Source organism: Oceanobacter mangrovi (assembly GCF_019740315.1).
In the GTDB taxonomy this organism is placed as follows: Bacteria; Pseudomonadota; Gammaproteobacteria; order Pseudomonadales; family Oceanobacteraceae; genus Oceanobacter; species Oceanobacter mangrovi.
The window spans coordinates 369567-393234 of record NZ_JAHXZR010000004.1; the positions used below are offsets into that span (position 1 = coordinate 369567).

The following is a 23668-nucleotide window of genomic DNA, read 5'->3' on the forward strand; positions in this document are numbered from 1 at the left end:
TGCCAGCGTGCTGCTGTTGGCTGGATTAGCTGGCTGTAGCAGCGTTGAGCCCTTGCCCCAACAGCCAGCCGAACAGTTACAGCTGGCGCTGGCCGACAGTCAGGATTCAGCGCTTGCGGCAACGCCGGACTGGTGGCTGGATTTTGCCGATCCTCAGCTGAGCCAACTGATCGAACAGGGGTTGCAACACAATTACAGCTTGCAGGCGGCGTTGGCGAACTGGCGTGCCAGCCAGGCCCAGCTGGCGGCCACCACTGCTGACCAGGCGTTGCAGGCCGATGCATCCGTTCAGGCTGGCCATGAGTGGCAACAGGATGGCAACGCCGCTGGCTGGTCATTGGGTGTGGCAGCCGATTACGAAGTGGATTTCTGGGGCCGTCTGGATGGCCTCAGCCGGGCCGCAGAGCTGCAAAGTCAGGCCCAGTGGCAGGCCAGTCGCACGGTCGCCAACAGTGTGGCGGCAGAAATCAGCCTGGCCTGGTTTGGTATGGCGTATCAAAGCCGCCGACTGCAGCTGTTGCAGCAGCAGGGCGATCGCATTAATGACTCACTGAAGCTGACCGAAGCCCGCTTCCAGCGCGGTCTGGTGGTTGTTTCTGATGTCTGGCAGCAACAACAATTGCTGGAAAGCCTGCATGCCAGCCAGCTGGCCGCCAGCGCCGAACTGACGCTTTATCGGCAGCAACTGGCGCTCTGGCTTGGCGAGGGGGCCGGTTTGGGCAATCAGCCACCAGCGGCAGCACCATTGGCGGATGCCCTGCCAGCACTGCCTGCCTTTGATGGCCAGCTGAGCCTGCAGCAGTTGCAACAACGGCCGGATGTACAGCAAGCCTGGTTCGAGCTACAGGCCAGCGACGCCCAGTTGGCGGCAGCGGTCGCCAACCAGTATCCACGGCTGACATTGTCCGCAGGACTGCAGGGCAGCGGGGGCAGTATCGCCAGCGCACTGGATAACTGGGCGTTCAACCTGGTGGCTGGTCTGGTGGCGCCGTTATTGGACGGCGGTGCCCGTCAGGCGCAGATTCAGCAACAGCAGGCAGAACGGCAAGCGGCGCTGGCGGACTATCGCCAGACATTGCTGGCGGCGGCGCAGGAAGTACAAGGCTTGCTGGTGAGCGGCAATCATCAACAGCAACAACAACTCAGTATCGAACGCCAGCTGGATCTGGCCCGCCGCAGTTACGATTATCAGGCTGCCCGTTACCGCCGTGGGGTGGGGGATTTTCTGGCCACCCTCAGTGCCCAGCAGGACGTGCTGGATCTGGAACAACAACGGCTGCAATCCCAATGGCAGCAACTCAATAACCGTATCAACCTTTATCGCGCGCTTAGCCAGGGCTTGTATGCCCCGGAATCTTCAGGGAGCTTTTCTTCATGACGCCTGTTTCTCGTAACTGTTACGGCCGCTCTGCTGCAATCCCGTTATTGTCAGCAGCGATTCTGGCCATTGGTGTAGCGGTCGCCTGGGGTGTTTTTGCAACCGCGCCGGAACCGAAAAAATCCCAACCGAAAACCCAGGCCCGGCTGGTTGAAGCGCAACCGCTGACGCAGGCAACCGCCGCACCGGTATGGCCGAGCGGCGGTCAGGCGGTGGCCATGGAGCAGGTCAGTCTGGTACCCAGGGTTAGTGGTCAGGTGATCTCGGTGAATCCGGCCGCCCGGCCCGGCGCAAAACTGGCCAAAGGTACAGAACTGGCCCGGCTGGACCCGGCCGATTTTGAACTGGCATTAAAACAGGCACAGGCCGCACAGGCGCAGGCACAGGCGGCACTGGTGATTGAGCAGGGCGAAGGGGCGCTGGCGGAAGAAGAATATCAGCTAGCAGGGCGTCAGCTTAAAGGTTCGGATCAGGCACTGGTGCTACGTGAGCCACAGTTGATGGCAGCCAAAGCCGAACTGGAACGAACCCGGGCAGCGGTTGAGCAGGCCAAACTGAATCTGCAGCGCAGTCACATTCTGATGCCATTCGACGGCCAGTTGCTGAGCCGTTCGATTGCGCCGGGCATGCAGGTCAGCACCAGCACGGTGCTATTTGAGCTGGTCAACACGTCGGCCTTCTGGATCGAAGTAAAACTGCCTCGCCAGTTCCTGCCCTTACTGGATACCGACGGCGTGGCAACCCTGTCGCATCCGGCCTGGCAAGGGCGCACGCGTGACGCTCGGGTATTGGACGTCGTACCCGCCGTCAGCACTACCGACCGTCAGGCGCGCGTGGTGCTGCAGCTGGATGATCCGCTGGCACAACAGACCGACGCCCCTCAGGTGTTGCTGAACGATTATCTGGATGTGCTGTTGCCGGGTCGCAAGGTCGAAGGAGCTGTGCAGATTCCGGTCGCTCAGGTTGATGAATTCAGCCGGGTGTGGGTGATTAACAACAACCAGTTGCAACGTCGGCAGTTACAGCTGGCCTGGCGTGGGCGCACGCATGTATGGGCAACGGCCGGTTTGGAGGATGGCGATCAGCTGCTGTTGAGCCAGATCGATGCCATTACTGAAGGCATGGCGGTACGAATTGCCAATAGCACGGAAGCTGCGGCGCAGGTGTCGGGAGGACAGCACTGATGGCGCGCCCGGATACTGCAGATACGGCTCACTACACGGGGCCGATTGCCTGGATGTCGCGCCACGGCGTGGCCCCCAATCTGCTGATGCTGTTTCTGATTGTGGGCGGCTTTTTGATGTCGCTGGCGATTCGCAAGGAATTTATTCCGCCCTACGAAGCCGAGATGGTGGTGGTCAGCGTTGGCTATCCCGGTGCGACCCCCACTGAAATCGAGCAGGGCATTGTGCTGCCAATCGAGAACGAACTGGCCTCCATCAACAACATCAAGGAAGTGACTTCCAGCGCCTCGCAAGGTTCGGCTTCGGTATCGGTGGAGTTGCAAAAAGGCGGCGATCTGCAGCAGCTTTATCTCGATGTGCAGCAGGCGGTGGGCCGTATCAACACCTTTCCGGCGGCGATTGAAACACCGCGGGTCAAGATTGCCGGGCGTAACGTCGAGGTTCTGGAGTTCGCCATTTTTGGCCCGCTCGACGGCTTTGCCATGAAACGGCTTGGAGAGGCCATCAAGGACGAGTTGCTGCAGGCCGCGGAAATCAGTCAGGTAGAGTTGCGTGGTACTCCGGACGAAGAAATTCATGTCGAAATTTCCGGCCAGCAACTGCAACGGTTTGGTCTCACGCTGAGTGATATTGCCAGTCAGATCGGCGGCAACGCCGTGGAGCAGAGCGCAGGCACGGTGCGCACGCCGGGCGGCGATATTCTGGTAACTCTGGATGAGCGGCGTTATTGGGCGGGCGAGTTTCTCGATATTCCGGTGGTGCAGGATGAGCAGGGTGTGCAGCTGCGACTGGGCGACATAGCCACCGTGCGGGAAGGCTTCGAAGACACCAACGAGCGGGTGACCTACAACGGTCAGGAAGCGATTCGTTTCAAGGTCTATCGTTCCGAAGACCAGACTCCGGTGACCGTGGTGGATGCTGCCTACAAGCGTCTTGATGAGGTGCGGGCCAACCTGTTGCCGCCCGGCGTTGAGCTGGTGATTACCGACGACGACGGCAAAACCTACAGCGATCGTGTTGGGCTGCTGCTCAACAACGCCATCATGGGTCTGATTCTGGTTATTGTGTTGCTGAGTCTGTTCCTCGAATACCGGCTGGCGTTCTGGGTCACCATGGGGATTCCGACGGCATTTCTGGGTGCCATGCTGCTGCTGCCGCTGTTTGATGTGTCGATCAACATGTTCTCGATGTTCGCCTTTATCATCGCTCTTGGCATTGTGGTCGACGATGCCATTATCGCCGGTGAAAATATCTACGAGCATATGCAGAAAGGCATGTCGTTCCCAAAAGCGGCGATTGAAGGCGCGCGCGAAGTGGCGATGCCGCTGGCGTTTGCGATTCTTACCAACGTGGTGGCTTTCCTGCCGCTGCTAACTATTCCCGGCCGCATGGGGTCGATGTTTGTGGCGATCCCGGTAGTGGTGATCAGCTGCTTTATCATTTCCTGGATCGAAGCCCTGTTTATCATGCCGACCCATTTGGCCAGCATGAATAAACGGCCTGACAGTCGTCTGGGCCGCAAGATGGACGCCCTGCAGCTGAAGGTCGACGCTGCGCTCAGCCGTTTTATTCAGGGCGTTTATCTGCCCGCCATTCGACGTTGTACCGCCCAGCCGGTATTGGTGATTGCGGTGGCCGTGGCGTTTGGCGTTGCGGTGCTGGCCTGGCCGCTAAGTGGCCGCATGGGCTTCAGCATGTTTCCGCGTGTTGAGGGTGACAAGGCGGTGGCGACTGTCGAGCTGGCCAGTAATGCGCCGTTTGAACAGGCTGAAGCGATACGTCAGCTGCTGGAAGCCAAACTGATGGAGGTGATCGAGCCGGTTGAAGCCAAAGGACACCAGCTGCTGGTCAGCGCCGAAGGTGATATCGAAGGTTCGACGGTCGAAATCGAAGCCCTGCTGGTGGACGCTGAAATTCGCCCCATGAGCACTCACGAAGTCGCCCGCCGCTGGCGCGAAGCGATTGGTGATATTCCCGGTATTCGCAGCCTCGCGCTGGATTCTGAACGCGGTGGTGGTCCTTCCAGTGGCGCGGCGTTGACGGTCGAACTGCGTGGCAGCAACACTCGTACGCTGGCGGCGGCCAGTGCGGATCTGGTGGCCATGCTGGAAGAGATTGACGGGGTAAAAGACGTTGCCAACAGTTTCACCAGCGGCAAGCCGCAATGGGACGTGCAGCTCAATGATCTGGGCCGCAGTCTGGGCTTACAGGCCGACGACATCGCCGCCCAGATCCGCGCCTCGCTTTATGGTGCTCGCGCCTTGCGACAACAACGGCTGCGTAACGAAGTAACGGTACTGGTGCGTTTGCCGCAGGACGAACGTCGTTACAGTGCCGATATTGAACGCTTGATGATCCGGCTGCCGTCCGGTGGTTATGTGCCATTGGCTGAAATTGCCACGCTCAACAAAACCACCGCACCGGCACAGATTTCCCGGCGTAACGGCCAGCAGATCGTCACCGTGACGGCCAGCGTCGAACCGCGCGAACAGATACCTGCGATCATGTCGATGTTGCAGGCCAGTCAGTTCAATGTACTGAAAGCCCGGTATAGCGGCGTCGATTTTGGCTTTGAAGGACGCCAGGCGGATACAGAAGAAAGCAAGAATTCGCTGGCGATGTATGGTGGGGTGGCGGTGATCATGATTTATGTGTTGCTGGCGCTGCCATTCCGAAGTTACAGCCAGCCATTGCTGATCATGCTGGTGATTCCATTTGGCTCGGTGGGGGCCGTATTGGGCCATATGATGATGGGCTACGGACTGTCGATCATTAGCATCATGGGCATTGTGGCCTTGTCTGGCGTAGTGGTGAACGACAGTCTGATTCTGATCGATTATGCCAACCGCCAACGCCTGCAACGTCCGGGTCTGACTGCCCGTGAAGCAGCGCTTGAAGCGGGTGTTCGACGCTTCCGACCGATTCTGCTGACGACCCTGACAACCTTCCTCGGTCTGGCGCCGATGCTGTTTGAAAACTCCCGCCAGGCGCGCTTTATTATGCCAATGGCGGTGTCGCTGGGCTTCGGCATTCTGTTCACCACCTTTATCTGCCTGTTGGTGCTACCGGCAGCCTATGTTGGTCTCGACAGTGTTCAGCGTCGTTTGCAACGGCTGTTAGGTGGGGCGGTTGCTACTTTTCCAATGGACTCAGGCAGCAAATAGCTGATCGGCACTCGCTCCCTGGCTGGTCTCTATTACCCGGCAGACTATTACCCTGAAGGCCGTTGAAATGCCTGCAAAAAGGTATCAACGGCCTGTTCGGCCATTTTACTGATATGAGCCTCAGACGGTATGGCGCTGGGGTGAGTCAGGTATTCCATATGTGCTTCCCCGCGTAGCAGGCCAATAAACTGGCTGGCCGCGCTTTCAACACCAATCTGGCTGGTATCAATTTCGCCACGGGTAATAGCCCCATTGAGATAACGGGCAACGATGTTGAAGGTTTGCTGGGGGCCGACCATGTAGAAGAAGTGGGCCAGTTCAGGAAAGCGGGTCGCTTCGGCAACCACGGTTCGCAACAGCGCCAGGCTGTCCTGCGATAGCAGCACCTGCAAAAAACTCTCTCCCAGCTCCGTCAGCGTGGTGCGGATATCGGCTTCCGACGCCGTGCATTCGCTAAGGCGGGCGTGAAAGCGTTGGCACTGCTGTTCCAGTACTGCCCGAAACAGCGTCTCCTTGTTGCAATAACGCTTGTAGACCGTTGCTTTGGACACTCCTGCAGCCTGCTGGATCATGTCAGTGGTGGCTGCGCTGAAACCGTGTTCGAGAAACACGGCGGTGGCAGCTTCCAGTACCGCCAGGGATTTCAGGTCCGTTGCTTCCGGAGCGCTTTGTGTCATCGGTTTATTCTGTGTCACCGGGATAGTGCCATTCTTCAATATAGATTGTTTCAGACTACACCGGGTCTGGCGCTTGACACAAACTAAACCGTTCGGTTTAGATTGCCTCCGTTTTTTGTACCGTTCGGTATAGCATATTCTGGCTATGAATAATGATGTCTGGTATTTGCCGAGATTCATCAGAAATCTACAACTGAACCTTTCGGTTTTATTGAGTGGGTAATATCACATGAGTGCTGCTTCAACCGCCGCATCACCAGGTACTCCGCCGCCGGCTGGCCCTGTCTTCGGTGTTCGTCTGGCACTGGGGTTGTTCGGCGTGCTGCTGGCGGCCATGGTTTCTGGCTTGAGCAACCGGGTGCCCGGGCTGCTGCAGGCGGATATTCAGGGTCATATGGGAATATCCAGTGATGCCTATTCCTGGCTGAGCAGTATCTATTCGGCCGGTGAAATGGCTGTGATGCCGTTTGCCAGCTGGATGGCGATTACGTTTTCACTACGGCGTTTTCATCTTTCGATGCTGTTCAGCACCCTGCTGCTGGCGTTGCTGGTGCCTCTGGTCGACAACCTGACCGTTTTGATGGTTATGCGGCTGGTGCAGGGCATTACTGCAGGGGCTCTGATTCCATTGCTGATGATGTCGGCGTTACGTTTTTTGCCACCGCCGATTCGCCTGCATGGTCTGGCCTTGTATGCCATGACGGCAACGCTGGCACCCAACGTGGCTCTATGGCTGGCGAGCTGGAGTGTCGATGTGATGGCGGATTGGCGCTTTGCCTACTGGCAGATTATTCCGCTGGGACTGCTGGCGGCAGGCCTGGTCTGGTATGGGATTCCGAAAATGCCGCTGGCGCTTGGGCGTATTTCCCAGGGTAACTGGCTGGGAGTTTCGTTGGGTGTGCCGGGACTGGTGTTATTTGGGCTTGGATTAGGGCAGGCAGTACGGCTGGATTGGCTGGTATCGCCAGTAATTCAGGCGTTGATGTTATCCGGCGGAGGGCTGGTGGTGCTGTTTATGGTTACTGAATGGTTCCACCCAACGCCCTTTATGAAGCTGCAAATGCTTGGCCGCCGCAATCTGGGGATCGGCTTCATTATCTTTTTCATCTTGCTGATCGTGCTGTCCAGTGGGGTAGCTATTCCGGTGATGGCGTTGCAGAGCATTCAGGGATTCAGGATGGAGCAGCTTTACACGATTGGTCTGGTCATCGGTTTGCCACAATTGGTGTTGGGCTCGGTTGTGGCGATTCTGCTTTACCAGCAGTGGACAGATGCTCGCTATATGTTGATTCTGGGCCTGGTGTGTATCGCCCTGGCTTGTTTTGACTCTGCCCAAATTACGCCTGACTGGATGGTGCAGCAGTTCTATTTGCCAATGGTGTTGCAGCTGATTGGACAACCACTGGCGGTTGTATCGATGTTGTTTGTGGGAACCAGCTCGGTACAACCGATGGAAGGGCCCTACGTGGCGGGGACTATCAATGTCTTGCGGGCTGCCGGGACCTTTGCGAGTACGGCGCTGGTCGGCGAGCTGTTGCAACAGCGTAGCACCTTTCACTTTGATCGACTGTTGGCCGACAGTCATGTGTTTGCAACTCAGGCAACGGACACCGGTTTGGCATCGCTGCTACCGGGTCAGGCAGCGGTGCTGGCATACAGCGATATTTTCCAGATTTTCGGCTGGGTTTGTCTGGCCCTGATTCCGCTGGCCTTGTGCATTCGTTATGTCCCTGCGCCGCAATTACCAGCACCAGCTGTACAGCCAAAGACGCCGCCACTGGCAGCGGCAGTGGCGGGATAAACCCGCTGAATAAATTCTCGTAACCGTATCCGCAATGATTGAGGAAAGACGACCATGAAATTCAAGTTATCCATTCTGGCGGCGGCAGTCGTTGTGGTCGGCGGAGCCATTTTGCTGCTGAACCATCACGAATCCGAAAATTCGGTCCAAAGTACCGATGATGCCTATGTGCAGGCTGATCTGGTGCAATTAGCGCCGCGTATTCAGGGGCAAATCGCAACAGTAAACGTTGCGGATTTCCAGGTCGTGAAAGAGGGCGACCTGTTGGTTCAGCTGGACGATGCCATGGCGCGGGCCAATCTGGCCCAGAATAAAGCGGATGTGGAGGCTGCAGCTGCAGCTATTGCCAGTTTGCAGGCAGGACAGCAGCAACAGCGCCAGACGATTGCCCAGTATCAGGCGGCGCTGCAGATGGATGAAGCCCGTTTGCAGCTGGCCAAAATGGAACTCGACCGTTTCAGTAATCTGGCCCAGACCGGTGCTGGCAGTCATCAGGATCAGCAAAAAGCGGCGGCCCAGTATCAGGTCGAGGTTGCTACCGGTCTGCGTGATCAGGCTGCCCTGGCTGGTGCACAGCAACAGCTGGTTATGATGGACGCCGATATTCTGCAGGCTCAGGCGCGTCTGGAACGGGCTAGGGCGTTGCAGCAACAGTCTGAACTGCAGTTGTCATATACCCGGATACTGGCGCCGATGGATGGTGTGGTGGCAGAGCGAGCTGCCCGTGTTGGAGCCTATGTTCAGCCCGGTCAGGCACTGTTGACCCTGGTGCCTTCTGCGAGCCTGTACGTACAAGCGAATTATCGGGAAACCCAGTTGGCTCATGTGACGACTGGCCAGCCGGTGGAAGTCGAGGTAGACGCCTTGCCAGGCAAGCTGTTGAAAGGCGAAGTAGAGCGTCTGGGCCCTGCCAGTGGCGTCAGCCTGGCAGCGGTTCCAGCTCATAATGCGACAGGCAACTTCACCAAAATCGTTCAGCGTTTGCCGGTACGAATTCGTTTGTTGGCGGATCAGCCAGAGCTGGCAGCGCTGAAGGTCGGGATGTCCGTAGAAACCCGTATTCAGGTTGGTATCTGAGTCGTATCCGCTGTTGTGGTTGATGGCTTACTCTTTCTAAAGGATGGCTCATGACGGGTTACCAGATTACTTTTTATACCTTGCAGGATCGTACGATTGGCCATCAGCCGCTGGCTGAGTGGTTGTTGCAACAGGCGGCAGCGCTGGGACTCAAGGGCGCTACCATCAACGGTGCCATTGAAGGTATCGGACACGACGGCCGGATGCATGCGATCACCATGTTTGATCTGGCTGAGCAGCCGCTGCAAATTACCATGGTGGTGTCGACAGCAGACAAGCAGCGTTTGCTGGATCATCTGCAGCACCAGCCGGTTAACGTTTTTTATACCGTACAGGCCGTCGAATATGGCGTCACCGGCACGGCTTATTCTGGTTCGGAGGACAAGGAATGAAACAACATCGTTATCGCGTCACGCTGGAGCACCTGGAGGATGCCAAAGGCAATCCATCCACCTATGACGCGCCACTGCAGTTTGAGGTCGGCAACCATGACGATATTTTCGCGGTGGTGGAAAAGGTCAAAAACCTGTCCGGTTTACCGGCAGACAAGGCGGTACCTTTTGCGGTTGGCCTGAAGCTGTTTGGCGAAACGATTCTGGAAAATCGCGATCATCCGCTGTTTGAGGAAATGGGGCCGCACTTTATGCAGTTTATGAAGAAGCTGAAAGGCAAGGGTTAAGCGGCGAATTGAGGTTCGGTTGACGTGAAAATGACACTGCAGCCTGGCAGCAACCCAATCACAGGACCAGGCTGCAGTGTCGTCCGCTCAGGACGCTTTTGGCAGGCAATCCGGACAGTAGCTCACCGCCGGGTAATAGCCGGTCGCAATCTTGTAAGCTGCCTGGGCGCTGGCGTACGAACCTATGTACATCAGCTGCTCCTGGGCAGGCAGTTGTCCACAAGTGGACAGGTGAACTGTGTGGTCGGAGTCTGCTTGTTTGTTGACGAAAAATTCAGCCATGGTCTTTCTCCTGATCTGGTTGGTTGCGCAACCGGGTCGTATTGTAATTTCTGCGCTGCTTGCCTCGGTCGCTGTTATCTCTGGTGCGAAGGTCATACCAATCTGGCTGTGCCAACCGGAATCTGGCTGAATGAAAACTTTCTTGCGCCAAATCAAGGACTTGAAAAAGGCTATATGGCTGATAAATTTTCCTGATTGAATATTGATGTAGCTCAATGCACAGGAATGTTTGGTGGGATTGTCACCTTGTCGCTACTGCGACAAGGTGACGGTTTGGCCTGTTTACGAGCAGGCCAGGTTGGCAATGATCAATTGCCCCATATGGCCTCGACTAGTTCCGGGTGGTCAACAAACGGGTTGCGGTTGCCCTGGAAGCTGTAAGCGGCGTCGTTACGGTCGATTTCCTTCTGGCTAACCGGGTCGGCGCTGTTCCAGCTCAGCAGTACAGCGAGGAACCAGTCTTCGAAGACCTGATCACTGCTGCCGTCGAGTACCGCATCACTGTAGCTGGTATTGCCTTGCCAGCTGCCAATCTGGCTTTCGTAACGGGTCGCCATATAGAAGTAGGCGCGCGCCAGATCGCCCTTGAATTCATCAATCGGCTCAAACACGGTACCGCTGTAGCCCAGACCACTTGCGGCGCTGCCGAGCTTGGAGCCATTGCTGGAAGTAAAGGTCGCTGAACCCACTTCACCATACGGGTAGTTGCTACGCTTGCCATTCACATAGCCGTCGCTGGCAAAAATATGGTGGACGTCGGTGTACATTGGGGTCTGGTCGTTGAACCAGCTTTTCGGGAACGAGTGCTCACGGTTGTAGCAGGAACCTTCATCACTGTAGCTGCCACATTGATCTGCTGAGCTGGTGTAGGTATATGGGTCGCTGCCAGTCGGGTTTTCGGAATAGATATCCAGCACCGAACCATCGGCTTCGTAGTAGTTGTCGCGCTCGTAGTTGCTGTAGAAAGTCCACAGGGCGCTATAGCTCTGGGCACTGTGGCCGGAGCTGATAATGGCGCTGAGAGCGGACTTGAGGGCATAACCACTGAGGCCATTGGCGTCGGCGTAATAACCACTCAGATCACTGCTGCCGGTTCCCGTGTCGGTGCCGGAGCCAGAACCGGTATCTGTGCCGGAATCTGTACCCAGGGTAAAGCTGGTGCTTTCGCTGTCACCAAAGCTGCTGCCGCTGGCAACACTGCTGCCGTCAAAGCTCAGGTCGTAGGAGCCATCGCCATAGCTGCAGCAAATGCCGTCGCCATAGCTGTCGCTGATGGTGAAGGTGTAATCGCCTTCATCAAGGCAGAGGGCTTCAGAGTAGCTGGTGTTGCCGCTGTAGCCATTACCACTGGCGACGGTGGCGGAGCTGCTGTCGGTGATTTGCCAGCTGGTTTCAGCGCCATAGTTGTCGGTGGTGAGGCTGAAAGTGCCGCTGATGCAGCTGGCTGAGCCTGAACCTGTATCGCTGCCGCTTCCAGTACCTGTGTCAGTACCGGTATCCGTGCCTGTGTCTGAACCACTGTCTGTCGTGCTAACGATGAAATTTCCACCGTCGCTGCTGGCAAACTGGTCACCACTGAGGACTTCGGTACCGTCCACGACCAGCGCCCAGGAACCGTTGCCGTAGGAGCAGCAAATGCCGTCGCCATAGGCATCGGTAATGGTGAAGGTATAGCTGCCGTCCTGCAGACAGGAATACACGCTGTAGTCGCTGTTGCTGTCGTAACCGCTACCGCTGGCAACCGCACTGCCGCTGGTATCCGTAATGCTCCAGCTGGTTTCCGCACCATAGTTATCGGTTGTCAGGTTGACGTCGACGTTGGTGCAGCTGCCGGTACCGCTGTCAGTACCTGAATCGCTACCGCTACCGCTATCGGAAGCGGAGCCGTCATTTGGCTCGAAATCATCGATATAAACCAGCTCAGAGCCATCAAATCCTGTTTGATCATAGAACCGCAGGCCAACTTCCAGCGAGCCTGTGCTGCTGGCGGTATAGCTGTAGCTGAGCTGCTGCCACTGTCCCGTCAGGCTGTTGTCGGAATAATTCTGGTAGTCACCAACGTAAAGGCGGGCCTGTACGTTGCCTTCGGTGTGATAGACCCACACTGAAAAATCGTAGGTTTCGCCACTGACAACATCGATGCTCTGACGCAGGTCGGTGGAAGCCTGGGTGGCGGTGTTGACCGCAATGGCTGCGGCCTGGCTGCCGCCATGTACGACGCTGCTGGTGGGCGTAACACTGATGCCGCTGTCGATGGTGGTCCAGCTGGCTGGCGTGGTGCCGCTCCAGCTTTCGAAGTCGCCGTTGGCGACGTTCGCGCTGGCGGTACTGGCCAGTGTAACCAGCCCGGCAATCCATAGTGCTCGGGAAAGGGTTATGTTCATGATGGTCTTCCGCTTGGTATCCGGTTTTTTGTGTAGGGTTTTGTAAACACGAGAGGCGGGAGCGAAGACTAGGGTTGATATATGACATGGAAAGGTAATTACTGTGACACCCTGAACAGCGGTCGAAATTTGAGCAGCTGGTCGCTGTATCAACGGACTGTTCTGTGTGGGAGATAACAGAGCAGGCTTTTTTTGAATAATTCTTGTATAAGGGTTGTATCGATTGTGAAAGGCCAGGAGCGACTATGAGCAATCTGATTCGTTTGGTTTATGCCAGCAAGTCCAACTCAGTTGGACGCGCTGCGATTGATCCGGCAATTGGCAGTATTCTCAGTCAGAGCCGCCGCAATAACAGTCGTGACCATATTGGTGGCGTGCTGTTTTATGGCGATGGTTTTTTCTTTCAGTGTCTGGAGGGAGAACGGGAGCTGGTACAGGCTACTTATGCCCGCATTCAGCAGGACTCTCGCCACAGCCATGCCCGCATTCTGCGCATGCATGGTATTCAGGAACGGCTGTTTTCAGACTGGTCGATGAAATATGTATCCGCAGAGCAGGAGGTCAAGACTTTCCTGCAGGAACGTAACGTCGAGGTATTCAACCCGTTCCGTTTCCAGGAAGCCTTGATCGACGAACTGATGCTGTTTTTCTGTCAGGCCAGTCCAGCCAGCATTGCAACAACAGCCCAGTTGGACCTCACGGCTCAGCCGGTTAATAAACAGACCGGCTTGTGGGGCAAGCTGGGCAAGGTGTTGGGAATCAATCATGACGCGTGAGTGAGCAAATTTGCTTCACTCCGCGGCAATGGCGGCCAGTTGGCCACGCGTCAGGCTGACCAGATCGGCGGCCGACAACTCAATTTCCAGGCCCCGGCGGCCGGCCGACACATGAATGGTTGGATGTTGTTCGGCGCTGCTGTCGAGTACCGTTGGCAGCGCTTTTTTCTGCCCCAACGGGCTGATACCACCAACCACGTAACCGGTGGTTTTCTCGGCCAGTTTGGGATCAGCCATTTCGGCTTTTTTGGCCCCCAGAGCCTTGGCAATGGCTTTCAGACTGAGCTGGTGATTCACCGGCACGATGCCGACCGCCAGCTGGCTTTTGTGGCCAGTCAGTGACACCAGCAGGGTTTTGAACACCCGTTCGGGGGCGATGCCAAGCGCTTCAGCGGCTTCCAGTCCGTAGGACTCAGCGCGCGGGTCGTGGTGGTATTCATGCACCTGGTGGCTGACTTTGGCTTTTTCGGCAGCCTTGATTGCCGGGGTCATACACTGGCCTCCGCGTCCATGCTGCCAACATATTCAAAGCGGGCAACCGGCTCGCCATTAACCTCTACCTGTTCGGTGAACATTGCCAGTGGCCGCACCCAATGGCTGAAATCGCCATAAAGAGTGCGGTAGTGCACCAGCCATTCTTCGGTTTCACTGTGGCGCACCAGACCAAAGACTTCATATTCCATGCCCTTGTAGTGGCGATAACGGCCGGGCTGGGGCGCGGCTGGTGAACTGGTATCAGTATTTTTCATGGCTGGCTCTGTTGCTGTGCTGTCCCTGCTGGGAAGGAATCAGTCGAGTTCAAATCGGACATCAACACTGGCGCTGATGGTCTGTTTCTGCACCAGCATGCGGGTGCTGGCTGGCGCGGCTTCGGCCATCGCCATATTGGCTTTGGCCATCATGACTACCGGCATGTTGCCGCCGGTTTCAGCAATGCTGATTACCTCGCCGAGCTTCTCATCCAGTGTTGAGGCCATCAGTTTGGCCTTCTGACGGGCTTTCAGCAAGGCTGCCTGCAAGGCCTGATCAGCCAGTTGCTGGGGGTCATCAAAGCGGAATTCACTTTGCTGAATCCGCACCTGGGGAATTTCCAGCAGTTGGCCTATCAGGCTGTTGTACTGCTCCAGATCGCGCAATGTGATCACCACGCTGCGGCTGACTTCTTCGCCGGTGTACTGACGCTCACTCTTGACCCACTGGTAGCGCGGGTAATTACGGATCTGTTCAGCGCGAATATCCGCTTCGTCCAGATTCAGTGCCTGACTGGTTTGCAGCAGGCTGGCGAAGGCCTGATCAACACTCTGTTTGGCTTGTGCCAGCGATGGCTGGGTGTCACTGATTTGCAGGTTCAGCAGCATGTAGTCCGGCATGGCTTCGACTTCAGCGCTGGCGTTAACCTGTACATAACGGCTTTCTCCGGCCATTGCTGCGTGGCTGCCGGTGAAGGCCAGCAGGCACAAGAAGGTGGTCGCAAGTGGTTTCATCGGTCGTTTCCTTGATCCTGTTCTCAGTCGTTTTCGCTTTTGTTTTTTTAACGGCAGCTGCGCTTGCTGCCCGGCAATCGAACGTCTAGCTATTGAGCCCGGAAAGTCGTGACAGTTTCAAAAATGTTGAAAACCACCACGTGCCAGTGTGACTGGCAGCCCATCTGCCAGCAGTTCAACACCGGCTTTGCCATCATCGCAGGGCTGACAGTGGCCAATACGGCTGAGCGGCAGATGCAGTTGCTGACTCAGCTGTTCGATCGCCAAACGCTGGCTGACAGCTGCAGTAAACAGCAGCTCGTAGTCATCACCACCATTAAGGCAGGTAGGCCAGTCCGGGTGACCGAGGGCAACGGCGCTGGGGATTTGTTCGCCGTTAAGGACCAGTTGTAGCCGCGAGGCCTGGGCAATATGGCCAGCGTCCTGTAGCAGACCATCGGAAATATCCATCGCTGCATGGGCAATGCCGTGCAGTGCCTGGCCAAGTGCCAGCCGTGGTTGCGGGAAATAGTAGGCACGGGCCAGACCGTCTTGCCAGTCGGGCTGCTTGAGAATACGCGGCAGCGCCAGTGCCGATTCGCCCAATACACCACTGACCCAGATATCATCCGTTGGCTGGGCTGCCGAACGGGGCAGACCGGTGTGAGCGGAGTCAATCCAGCCTTGCACCATCACGCTGATGACCAGTTGCTGACCGCGTGTGGTATCGCCGCCGATCAGGCTGATGCCGCACTCATGGGCGGCGGCCCGCAAGCCGCTGGCAAAGTCGTTGAGCCAGGCTGTCTGGTTGTCGGGTAGCGTCAGACCGAGCAGAAAACCCTGCGGTCTGGCACCCATCGCTGCCAGATCACTGACAGCACAGCGCAAGGCGCGTTGGGCGATCAGGTTGGCAGGCGCAGAGGCCGGGAAATGGACATCGGCGACCTGGCTGTCGAGACTTTGTACCAGCCGCTGGCCGTTCGGGGGAATAACAATGGAAGCGTCGTCGCCAATAGCAAGAAGGGTATCCGGACTGACCGGATACCCTTCGCTGAAGCAAGACTGAATCAGTTCAAACTCTGAATTCATCGTGCGGGATGGAACTGTTTAACGTTCGCTGGGCTTGCTTGGCTCGGCCGCTTTGGCCTGACCGCGGTTGCCGCGAATTTCTACCATACGTTCACGCTGCGCCAGTTTGTCGAGAACACCGTTAACAAACTTGTGGCCGTCGGTGGCGCCAAAGGTTTTTGCCAGTTCAACGGATTCGTTGATGACAACCTTATAAGGCACGTCGATCCGACGCAGCATTTCGTAAGCACCCAGACGCAGGATCGACAGCTCGACCGGAGTCATTTCATCCAGTCGACGATCCAGCAGTGGCGTGATTTTCTCATCCAGTGTCGCGCAATCCTTCGGCACGCCATGCAAGATGTCGTGGAAATATTCCAGGTCGACCTTGCTCATGTCGTTGTCGGCACGAAATTCAGCTTCAATCTGGCTCAGGTTTGCACCTGCCAGTTGCCACTGATACAGCGCCTGTACCGCGAAACGACGCGCCTTGCGACGCGCAGCCGGGCTTGGTTTGTGGTTGCCGGAAGCACGAGACATTCGGATTAATCCTCCAGGGCGTTCAGCAGAGACACCATTTCAAACGCAGACATAGCGGCTTCTTCGCCCTTGTTGCCTGCCTTGGTGCCAGAGCGTTCGATGGCCTGTTCGATGCTGTCGACAGTCAGTACGCCGAAGGATACCGGGATGCCGTATTCCAGCGACACAGAAGCCAGACCCTTGGTGCATTCGCCAGCCACGTATTCGAAGTGTGGGGTACCACCACGGATTACCGCACCCAAAGCGATGATGGCGTCGTATTTTTCAGAAGCGGCCACACGCTGTACAACCAGCGGGATTTCAAACGCGCCTGGAGCACGAATGATGGTGATGTTGTCTTCTTCAACACCGTGACGCATCAGGCTGTCAACGGCACCTTCCAGCAGGCTTTCCACCACAAATGCGTTCCAGCGACCAACGACGATTGCGTATTTGCCGTCGTTGGGGGTCAGTTTTCCTTCGATGGTTTGAATGTTTTTCATATCAGTTCCAGTAATTCAGTCTTGTTCGTTCTGTCAGGCGCTGTAAACAGACACCGCTATCAGGCATCGAGGGACAGGTATTCGGTAATTTCGAGACCAAAACCCGAGATGCCACTGTATTTCATTTCCGAGCTGAGCAGACGCATTTTCTGCACGCCCAGTTCACACAAAATCTGCGAGCCGGTACCAATGGTCAGGAAGGCACCGGAGCTGTCCTTGTTGGGGCTACGAACCGGCCGGGCGCGACCAAAATAGTCGTCCAGGCTGGCATCGATGTCTTCTGGCTGGCCCACTGACAGCAGCACAAATACACCGCAGCCTTCTTCGGCGATGCGTTGCATGGCGTGCTGGGATGACCAGTTGGAGCCACTGCGAGGTTTCATGCCGAGCACGTCACGCAGATAGTTGTTGGTTTGTACCCGCACCAGGCAAGGCTCATCAGCCTTGATCTCACCCATGGTCATGGCCAGGTGGGTGTCACCCTGAATGGTGTCGCGGAAGGTGTGCAGGGTGAATTCACCGAATTCGGTGCAAACACTTTCCTTGCTCACCAGTTCAACGGTTTTTTCGTTGGCGATGCGGTAGTGAATCAGGTCGGCGATGGTGCCGATCTTGATGCCGTGTTTTTCGGCAAACACTTCCAGCTCCGGCCGCCGCGCCATGGTGCCGTCCGGGTTCATCACTTCAACAATCGCTGCCGCCGGGATCAGACCAGCCAGACGGGTCAGATCACAACCGGCTTCAGTATGACCGGCACGGCTCAAAACGCCACCCGGACGAGCGCGCAGCGGGAAAATATGGCCCGGCTGAACGATGTCGGCTGGTTTGCCCATCGGGTTGACGGCGGCCTGAATGGTACGGGCGCGGTCTGCCGCTGAAATACCGGTAGTGACGCCTTCGGCAGCTTCAATCGATACCGTAAATGGCGTCGAGAAGCTGGCGCCATTGCTGGTAACCATGGCCGGCAGGCCAAGGAAATCACAACGCTCACCGGTGAGGGTCAGACAAATCAGGCCGCGTGCTTCGCTAGCCATGAAGTTGATGATTTCCGGAGTTACCTTTTCTGCGGCAACAATAATGTCGCCTTCGTTTTCGCGATCTTCGTCATCCATCAGGATGACCATTTTGCCGGCGTGAATATCGGCGACAATTTCTTCGATGCTGTTCAGTGCCATGTTGCGCCTTTTACTCGTTGCGTATCTGTGTGTTGGCTTGCGGGTGGCTTGATCCGGCGTTAGCGGGACCGATTCATAAAGCCGTGTTCTGCCAGAAACGCGGTCGTAATATTTGACTTGCTTTCACCATTCCGGGGCGTCAGTAACTGCTCCAGATATCGGGCAATCATATCAACTTCCAGGTGTACCTGGTCACCCGCCTGAATGGAAATCAGGGTAGTTTCTGCCGCGGTGTGCGGCACTATGTTCAGGGTAAAGCCGTTGCTGGTGAGGTCATTGGCGGTGAGGCTGACGCCATCCACCGTAATTGAACCTTTAGCAGCGATATAGCGACGCAGTTCTTGCGGTGCTTCGACTTCAAAACGAATCGAACGGGCATCGGCCTGGCGGCTGATCACCTTGCCAACACCATCAACGTGGCCGCTGACCATATGGCCGCCCAGACGGGTGGTTGGCAGCAGTGCCTTTTCAAGGTTGACCCGGGTACCGGACTGCCATTCACCAATGCGGGTGTGGGCCAGTGACTCGCGCGACACGTCGGCGACAAAACCGCTGCCGGTCAAACCAACCACGGTCAGACAGACACCGTTGGTGGCGATGCTGTCACCCAGTTTGACATCGGCCAGATCGAGGCTGCCAGTGTGGATGGTGAGGCGAATATCGCCAGCAACCGATTCCACCGAGCTGATGGTGCCGAGCGCTTCAATGATACCTGTAAACATCAGTTTTCCTTTGTGTCAGCGGCTGCAGGCAGCGGCGTCAGTGTCAGACGCAGGTCGTTACCGACCATGCGGACGTCTTGCCAGTGCCAGCGCAGCTGCTGATTCATGCATTCAAACGGCAGTTGCAGCAAGGGCCGGGCGTCTGAGCCCAGCAGTGTAGGGGCAGTATAGACAACCAGTTCATCAACCAGCCCGGCAGCAACAAAAGCCCCCGCCAGCCGTGCGCCGGTTTCTACCAGTACTTCGTTACAACCTTGTTTGCCCAGCTGTAATAACAATTCGGTCAGATTCAGCTGGCCTGCTGCGGTTGGCTGACCTTGCCAGTAGCGGACGTTGTCCGGCGTGGTCTGTTCAGCGGTTGCTGCCGCCAGTTTACCATCGTCAACGTCGGCGAGGGTCGCCACCAGTACCGGCCCGGCTTGCTGGAACAGTTTGGCGTTGGCTGGCACGCGCAAGCGGCTGTCGACCAGCACTCGTAAAGGCTGACGCCAAAGATGGGCCGGTTGTTCGATAGCGGTTTCGGCAGGCCGTACCGTCATTGATGGATTATCAATCAGCACTGAATCCGCCCCGGTCAGCACCGCACAACTGCGGGCGCGCAGTCGTTGCACGTCCTGACGCGCCTGTGGGCCGGTAATCCACTGGCTTTCACCGCTTTGCATGGCGGTGCGGCCGTCGAGGCTCTGGGCCAGCTTGACCCGTACCAGTGGTAAACCGGTACGCATGCGTTTCATAAAACCGCTGTTGAGGGCGGCCGCCTGGCTTTCAAGGCAGGACTCCATCACTTCAATACCGGCTTCACGCAGCCGATTAAAACCGCGACCGCCGACTTGAGGATTGGGGTCTCGTACGGCACCCACCACGCGGCTGACTCCGGCTTCAATCAGTGCGTTGGCGCAGGGTGGGGTACGGCCAAAATGGCTGCAGGGTTCCAGCGTGACATAGGCGGTAGCACCACGAGCCAGTTCACCAGCCATGCGCAAGGCGTGGACTTCGGCGTGGGGGCCACCGGCTTGCTGATGCCAGCCTTCTCCCACCGGCAGGCCATCCTTGACGATGACACAACCAACGCGGGGATTGGGGCTGGTGGAATAGAGACCTTGAGCGGCCAGTTGCAGCGCCTTGGCCATCCAGTATTCGTCAAGATGGATCATTTGGCGTACTCATGGTCAGGGGCCTGCTGGCACAGCTGGTCGATTTCAGCACGGAACTCATCAATATCCTGAAAGCTGCGATAGACCGAGGCAAAACGGACATAGGCAACCTGATCGAGCTGGCGTAATTCGGCCATCACCAGTTCGCCGATCTGGCGGCTGCTGATTTCTTTTTCGTGCAGGTTACGGATGTTTTTGAGAATGTGGTTGACTGCGGCTTCGGTGTTATCGGCCGGTACCGGACGCTTTTCCAGTGACCGCAATACGCCGCTGCGCAGCTTGCTTTCGAGAAAGGTTTCGCGTTCGCCGTTGCGCTTGATCACCAGTGGCAGCGTCAGTTCAACCGCCTCAAACGTAGTGAAACGCTCGTTACAGCCCAGGCATTCACGACGACGACGCACCTGGCTGCCGTCGGCCATCAGACGAGAGTCAACTACCTTGGTTTCCGGATGTGAGCAGAATGGACAGTGCATAGGCGGAGTTGACAAATAAAGAGCGCGGATTGGGGCAAAAGCCAAAGCGCGCGATTCTACTCCGCCAGCGGTCCTCAGGCAATGGCTGCTTGCGGCTCCGACAAGCTTCTCAGCAGCTCACTGAGGTTGTGTGGCGTATGGTCAAACTGGTCGATGTTGCCCCACTGACGGAACGGACTGACAGCAAAGCCCTGGGTCACATCGTTGAAGTAGATGCAGTAGCGGCCAAAGATGGCGACGACCCAGAAACCGCAGCCTTCGTCGGCCCAGGGGTGTTGTTGCCAGATTTCCGCGGTGGGGATTTTAACCAGTTGCCAGAAGCGGCTGGTTTCCGGTGTCAGCTGGGCAATGGCTTCGCTGATCCGGGCCATCAGGCCGGATTCATTGATGGGAGTCCAGCCACACGCGCATTCGCTTGAAGTAGTCATCGCAGCTCCTTGAACAGGGCCAATGAAGAGACGCGCTGATTCTATGACGATTGTTTTACGAATCAATGAAAAATCGTACTGGATCAGACTGTTTTACTGATCTGGTGCAAGCGGTTAATAGCCTGGTGAAACTGCTGATTCCGGCTAAATGAGCAATCCGACAATAGCCGCAGTCATCAGGGTCGCCAGTGTTCCGCCAGCCAGTGCCTTCCAGCCCAGTGCGGTGATTTCCTTGCCCCGTTGTGGCGCCATATACGTCAGCCCGCCAATCAGAATGCCGAGGCTGCTGATATTGGCGAAGCCGCACAGGGCGTAGGTGGTGATAATCACGCTGCGGTCAGACAGTTGACCCGGCGCGATTTCGATCAGCTGCAGGTAGGCGATCATTTCATTGAGAATGGTCTTTATGCCCAGCAGGCTGCCAGCGATGCGGGCTTCCGGCCACGGAATGCCGGTCAGCCAGGCCAGTGGCGCCATCAACCAGCCCAGCAGGCGCTGGAAAGTTAATGGTTCTCCCGCCACATCCGGCAGCAACCCCAGCCCCATATTGGCCAGGGCTACCAGCGCCACAAGCACCAGGAGCAAGGCGACGACATTGAGCCACAGTTGCAGCCCGGCCAGTGTGCCGGTGGTTACGGCATCCATGCTGCTGTGATACGGACTGCGCAGTTGCTGTTGATCAAGACGGCCATCAAGACCATCGCCAGGTACCAATAAATGCGCGACCAGCAGGGACGCCGGAGCGCTGATCAATGACGCCGTCAGGATATGCCGCATTGGGTCGGCCATCACACCGTTGAGGAAGGTGGCGTACAACACCATCACAGTGCCGGCTAGCGTCGCCATACCGGTGACCATCAGGGCAAACAATTCGCTGCGGCTCATCTGCGCCAGACACGGACGGATTAATAACGGCGCTTCGGTCATACCAACAAAGACGTTGGCGGCGGTACCGAGTCCCAGTGGCGCACTGATCCGAAAGGTGCGCTGCAATAACCACGACATGCCTTGTAGCAGCAGTGGCAACAGACGCCAGTGAAATAACAGCGCGGACAGTGCGCTGACAACGATCAACAAGGGCAGTGCCTGAAAGGTCAGGATGAAATTATGTTGCGGGAACTGCAGTTCAAACGGCGTTTTACCACCAGCGATATAACCAAACACAAACTGACTGCCTTGCTGGGCGGCTGCTTGCAGGGCGTTAACCAGATCGGTCAGCGGCGTAAACCAGTGTTCAGAGCCCGGGGTTTTTAACAGCAGCAAGGCGAGCAATAGCTGGGCAGCCAGACCACTGATAATAATGCGGGGGTTAATCTGTCGGCGTTGTTCGCTGAATAACCAGCCAAGGGCGATAAAACAAACCAGACCAAAAACGCCTTGCGCTAACAGCATGGCGGCTCTCCGTATAAAAGGAATCCAGGAAAGCGGCAGGTTATAAGGGGGAGGGTGCCTGTCCCACAAGGGGACAGGCGGGCAGAATTAACGGTAAACCGGGAATTCTTCGCACAAAGCGACCACTTTGGCCTTCACGTCGGCTTCAACGGCATCGGAGTTGCCATTTTCCAGACCTTCGAACACGTCGCAGATCCAGCCAGCCAGAGCCACACACTGCTCTTCCTTGAAGCCTCGGGAAGTGACAGCAGGGCTACCGATACGGATACCGGAAGTCACGAATGGAGAGCGTGGGTCGTTTGGTACAGAGTTCTTGTTGACGGTGATGTTGGCACGGCCGAGGGCTGCGTCAGCATCCTTACCTGAGTATTCCTTACCGATCAGGTCAACCAGGAACAGGTGGTCGTCAGTACCGCCGGAAACAATGTTGATACCACGGCTGATGAAGGTTTCGGCCATCGCGCGGGCGTTTTTCAGCACCTGAGCCTGATATTCCTTGTATTCAGCAGACATGGCTTCCTTGAAGCACACGGCCTTGGCAGCAATGATGTGCATCAGCGGGCCACCCTGGGATTCAGGGAATACGGCGAAGTTGAGCTTCTTGTTCAGCTCTTCGTCGTCGTTCGCCAGAATCAGACCACCACGTGGACCACGCAGGGTTTTGTGAGTGGTGGTGGTAACGACGTCAGCGATGCCCACTGGAGACGGGTACTCGCCAGCGGCGATCAGACCGGCAACGTGGGCCATGTCAACGAACAGGTAAGCGCCAACGGAGTCCGCGATGGTGCGGAAACGCTGCCAGTCAACCACGCGTGAGTAGGCAGAGAAACCAGCCACGATCATTTTGGGCTTGTGTTCGTTAGCCAGACGTTCCACTTCTTCGTAGTCGATTTCGCCGGTTGCCGGGTTCAGACCGTACTGTACTGCGTTGTAAACGCGGCCAGAGAAAGATACGGAAGCACCGTGAGTGAGGTGACCACCGTGGGCCAGGCTCATGCCCAGTACGGTATCGCCAGGCTGACACAGCGCGAAATAAACAGCGGCGTTGGCCTGAGAGCCGGAGTGCGGCTGAACGTTGGCGTAACCGGCGCCAAACAGTTCCTTGGCACGGTCGATAGCCAGTTGCTCGATCACATCAACGTGTTCACAACCGCCGTAATAACGCTTGCCCGGGTAACCTTCGGCGTATTTGTTGGTCAGCTGCGAGCCCTGTGCTTCCATCACGCGTGGGCTGGTGTAGTTTTCGGAAGCAATCAGTTCGATGTGGTGTTCCTGACGCTGGTTTTCTGCCTGCATGGCAGACCACAGGTCAGGATCGAAGTCGGCAATGTTCATATCGCGGCTAAACATATCCGGGGCGTCCTCAGTA

General features: G+C 56.8%; 24 protein-coding genes. 8 read left to right on the top strand and 16 right to left on the bottom strand.

All coding sequences use genetic code 11. The features are described from left to right. Nucleotides 1-7: 7 nt before the first annotated feature. From K6123_RS11385 to K6123_RS11395, 3 genes are read left to right on the top strand one after another with little or no spacing between them, the layout of a single operon-like run. Nucleotides 8-1378: an efflux transporter outer membrane subunit gene (locus tag K6123_RS11385; protein WP_221797770.1), complete on the top strand. Its 1371-nt coding sequence runs from the start codon at nucleotides 8-10 to the stop codon at nucleotides 1376-1378. Next, nucleotides 1375-2562 carry an efflux RND transporter periplasmic adaptor subunit gene (locus K6123_RS11390; RefSeq protein ID WP_221797772.1) on the top strand — a complete coding sequence of 396 codons (1188 nt, stop codon included), beginning with the start codon at nucleotides 1375-1377 and terminating at the stop codon, nucleotides 2560-2562. The genes K6123_RS11385 and K6123_RS11390 overlap by 4 nt, the downstream gene beginning before the upstream one ends. After that, the gene (locus K6123_RS11395) at nucleotides 2562-5726 is read left to right on the top strand and encodes an efflux RND transporter permease subunit (RefSeq protein ID WP_221797774.1); all 3165 of its coding nucleotides are present in this window, start codon (nucleotides 2562-2564) and stop codon (nucleotides 5724-5726) included. The genes K6123_RS11390 and K6123_RS11395 overlap by 1 nt, the downstream gene beginning before the upstream one ends. A 47-nt stretch (nucleotides 5727-5773) precedes the next feature. Here the strand turns inward: K6123_RS11395 and K6123_RS11400 are convergent, their stop codons facing one another. Next, complete coding sequence (locus K6123_RS11400) at nucleotides 5774-6403, bottom strand: TetR/AcrR family transcriptional regulator (protein WP_221797775.1); 630 nt, start codon at nucleotides 6401-6403, stop codon at nucleotides 5774-5776. A gap of 229 nt (nucleotides 6404-6632) precedes the next feature. Here K6123_RS11400 and K6123_RS11405 point away from each other — a divergent pair, with 229 nt between their 5' ends. Genes K6123_RS11405 through K6123_RS11420 form a run of 4 tightly spaced genes read left to right on the top strand, consistent with a single transcriptional unit; the run spans nucleotide 6633 to nucleotide 9960 of the window. Further along, nucleotides 6633-8204, top strand: coding sequence for an MFS transporter (locus K6123_RS11405; protein WP_221797777.1), 1572 nt, complete (start codon nucleotides 6633-6635; stop codon nucleotides 8202-8204). 54 nt (nucleotides 8205-8258) lie between these two features. Continuing rightward, nucleotides 8259-9281, top strand: coding sequence for an HlyD family secretion protein (locus tag K6123_RS11410; protein ID WP_221797779.1), 1023 nt, complete (start codon nucleotides 8259-8261; stop codon nucleotides 9279-9281). Nucleotides 9282-9331: 50 nt separating this feature from the next. Then, nucleotides 9332-9673 carry a DUF190 domain-containing protein gene (locus K6123_RS11415; protein ID WP_221797781.1) on the top strand — a complete coding sequence of 114 codons (342 nt, stop codon included), beginning with the start codon at nucleotides 9332-9334 and terminating at the stop codon, nucleotides 9671-9673. Continuing rightward, nucleotides 9670-9960 (top strand): DUF3861 domain-containing protein, encoded by a 291-nt coding sequence (locus K6123_RS11420; protein WP_221797783.1) that lies wholly within the window; start codon nucleotides 9670-9672, stop codon nucleotides 9958-9960. Before K6123_RS11415 ends, K6123_RS11420 begins: the two co-directional genes overlap by 4 nt. Before the next feature lie 87 nt (nucleotides 9961-10047). On the opposite strand, the gene K6123_RS11425 is transcribed toward K6123_RS11420, so the two are convergent. Then, nucleotides 10048-10458, bottom strand: a complete 411-nt coding sequence (locus K6123_RS11425; protein WP_221797785.1) for a hypothetical protein — start codon at nucleotides 10456-10458, stop codon at nucleotides 10048-10050. Between the two features lie 92 nt (nucleotides 10459-10550). Further along, entirely contained in the window at nucleotides 10551-12626 is a 2076-nt protein-coding gene (locus K6123_RS11430; RefSeq protein ID WP_221797787.1) for an endonuclease, read from the bottom strand. 245 nt (nucleotides 12627-12871) lie between these two features. On the opposite strand from K6123_RS11430, the gene K6123_RS11435 reads away from it, so the two are divergent. Then, a complete protein-coding gene (locus K6123_RS11435; RefSeq protein WP_221797789.1) occupies nucleotides 12872-13402 on the top strand; it encodes a BLUF domain-containing protein in 531 nt (176 codons plus the stop codon). Between the two features lie 15 nt (nucleotides 13403-13417). Here the strand turns inward: K6123_RS11435 and ybaK are convergent, their stop codons facing one another. From ybaK to glyA, 13 genes are all read right to left on the bottom strand, one after another. After that, entirely contained in the window at nucleotides 13418-13894 is a 477-nt protein-coding gene (gene ybaK, locus K6123_RS11440; protein WP_221797791.1) for a Cys-tRNA(Pro) deacylase, read from the bottom strand. Beyond that, nucleotides 13891-14151, bottom strand: a complete 261-nt coding sequence (locus K6123_RS11445) for a DUF1653 domain-containing protein (protein WP_221797793.1) — start codon at nucleotides 14149-14151, stop codon at nucleotides 13891-13893. Before K6123_RS11445 ends, ybaK begins: the two co-directional genes overlap by 4 nt. A gap of 39 nt (nucleotides 14152-14190) precedes the next feature. Further along, entirely contained in the window at nucleotides 14191-14886 is a 696-nt protein-coding gene (locus K6123_RS11450) for an SIMPL domain-containing protein (protein WP_221797795.1), read from the bottom strand. A gap of 117 nt (nucleotides 14887-15003) precedes the next feature. Then, a complete protein-coding gene (gene thiL, locus K6123_RS11455; protein WP_221797797.1) occupies nucleotides 15004-15954 on the bottom strand; it encodes a thiamine-phosphate kinase in 951 nt (316 codons plus the stop codon). A gap of 18 nt (nucleotides 15955-15972) precedes the next feature. Continuing rightward, a complete protein-coding gene (nusB, locus tag K6123_RS11460; RefSeq protein WP_221797799.1) occupies nucleotides 15973-16473 on the bottom strand; it encodes a transcription antitermination factor NusB in 501 nt (166 codons plus the stop codon). 5 nt (nucleotides 16474-16478) lie between these two features. Further along, a complete protein-coding gene (ribH, locus tag K6123_RS11465) occupies nucleotides 16479-16955 on the bottom strand; it encodes a 6,7-dimethyl-8-ribityllumazine synthase (protein ID WP_221797801.1) in 477 nt (158 codons plus the stop codon). Nucleotides 16956-17014: 59 nt separating this feature from the next. Continuing rightward, the gene (ribBA, locus tag K6123_RS11470; protein WP_221797803.1) at nucleotides 17015-18130 is read right to left on the bottom strand and encodes a bifunctional 3,4-dihydroxy-2-butanone-4-phosphate synthase/GTP cyclohydrolase II; all 1116 of its coding nucleotides are present in this window, start codon (nucleotides 18128-18130) and stop codon (nucleotides 17015-17017) included. 59 nt (nucleotides 18131-18189) lie between these two features. Next, entirely contained in the window at nucleotides 18190-18852 is a 663-nt protein-coding gene (locus K6123_RS11475) for a riboflavin synthase (RefSeq protein WP_221797805.1), read from the bottom strand. After that, complete coding sequence (gene ribD, locus K6123_RS11480) at nucleotides 18852-20006, bottom strand: bifunctional diaminohydroxyphosphoribosylaminopyrimidine deaminase/5-amino-6-(5-phosphoribosylamino)uracil reductase RibD (protein ID WP_221797807.1); 1155 nt, start codon at nucleotides 20004-20006, stop codon at nucleotides 18852-18854. Before ribD ends, K6123_RS11475 begins: the two co-directional genes overlap by 1 nt. Continuing rightward, on the bottom strand, nucleotides 20003-20479 hold the full coding sequence (gene nrdR / locus K6123_RS11485; RefSeq protein WP_221797891.1) for a transcriptional regulator NrdR: 477 nt from the start codon (nucleotides 20477-20479) through the stop codon (nucleotides 20003-20005). The genes ribD and nrdR overlap by 4 nt, the downstream gene beginning before the upstream one ends. Before the next feature lie 74 nt (nucleotides 20480-20553). Next, entirely contained in the window at nucleotides 20554-20907 is a 354-nt protein-coding gene (locus tag K6123_RS11490) for a hypothetical protein (RefSeq protein WP_221797808.1), read from the bottom strand. Between the two features lie 144 nt (nucleotides 20908-21051). Further along, entirely contained in the window at nucleotides 21052-22299 is a 1248-nt protein-coding gene (locus K6123_RS11495) for a NupC/NupG family nucleoside CNT transporter (protein ID WP_221797810.1), read from the bottom strand. A gap of 87 nt (nucleotides 22300-22386) precedes the next feature. After that, nucleotides 22387-23649, bottom strand: a complete 1263-nt coding sequence (gene glyA / locus K6123_RS11500; protein WP_221797812.1) for a serine hydroxymethyltransferase — start codon at nucleotides 23647-23649, stop codon at nucleotides 22387-22389. Nucleotides 23650-23668: the final 19 nt, after the last annotated feature.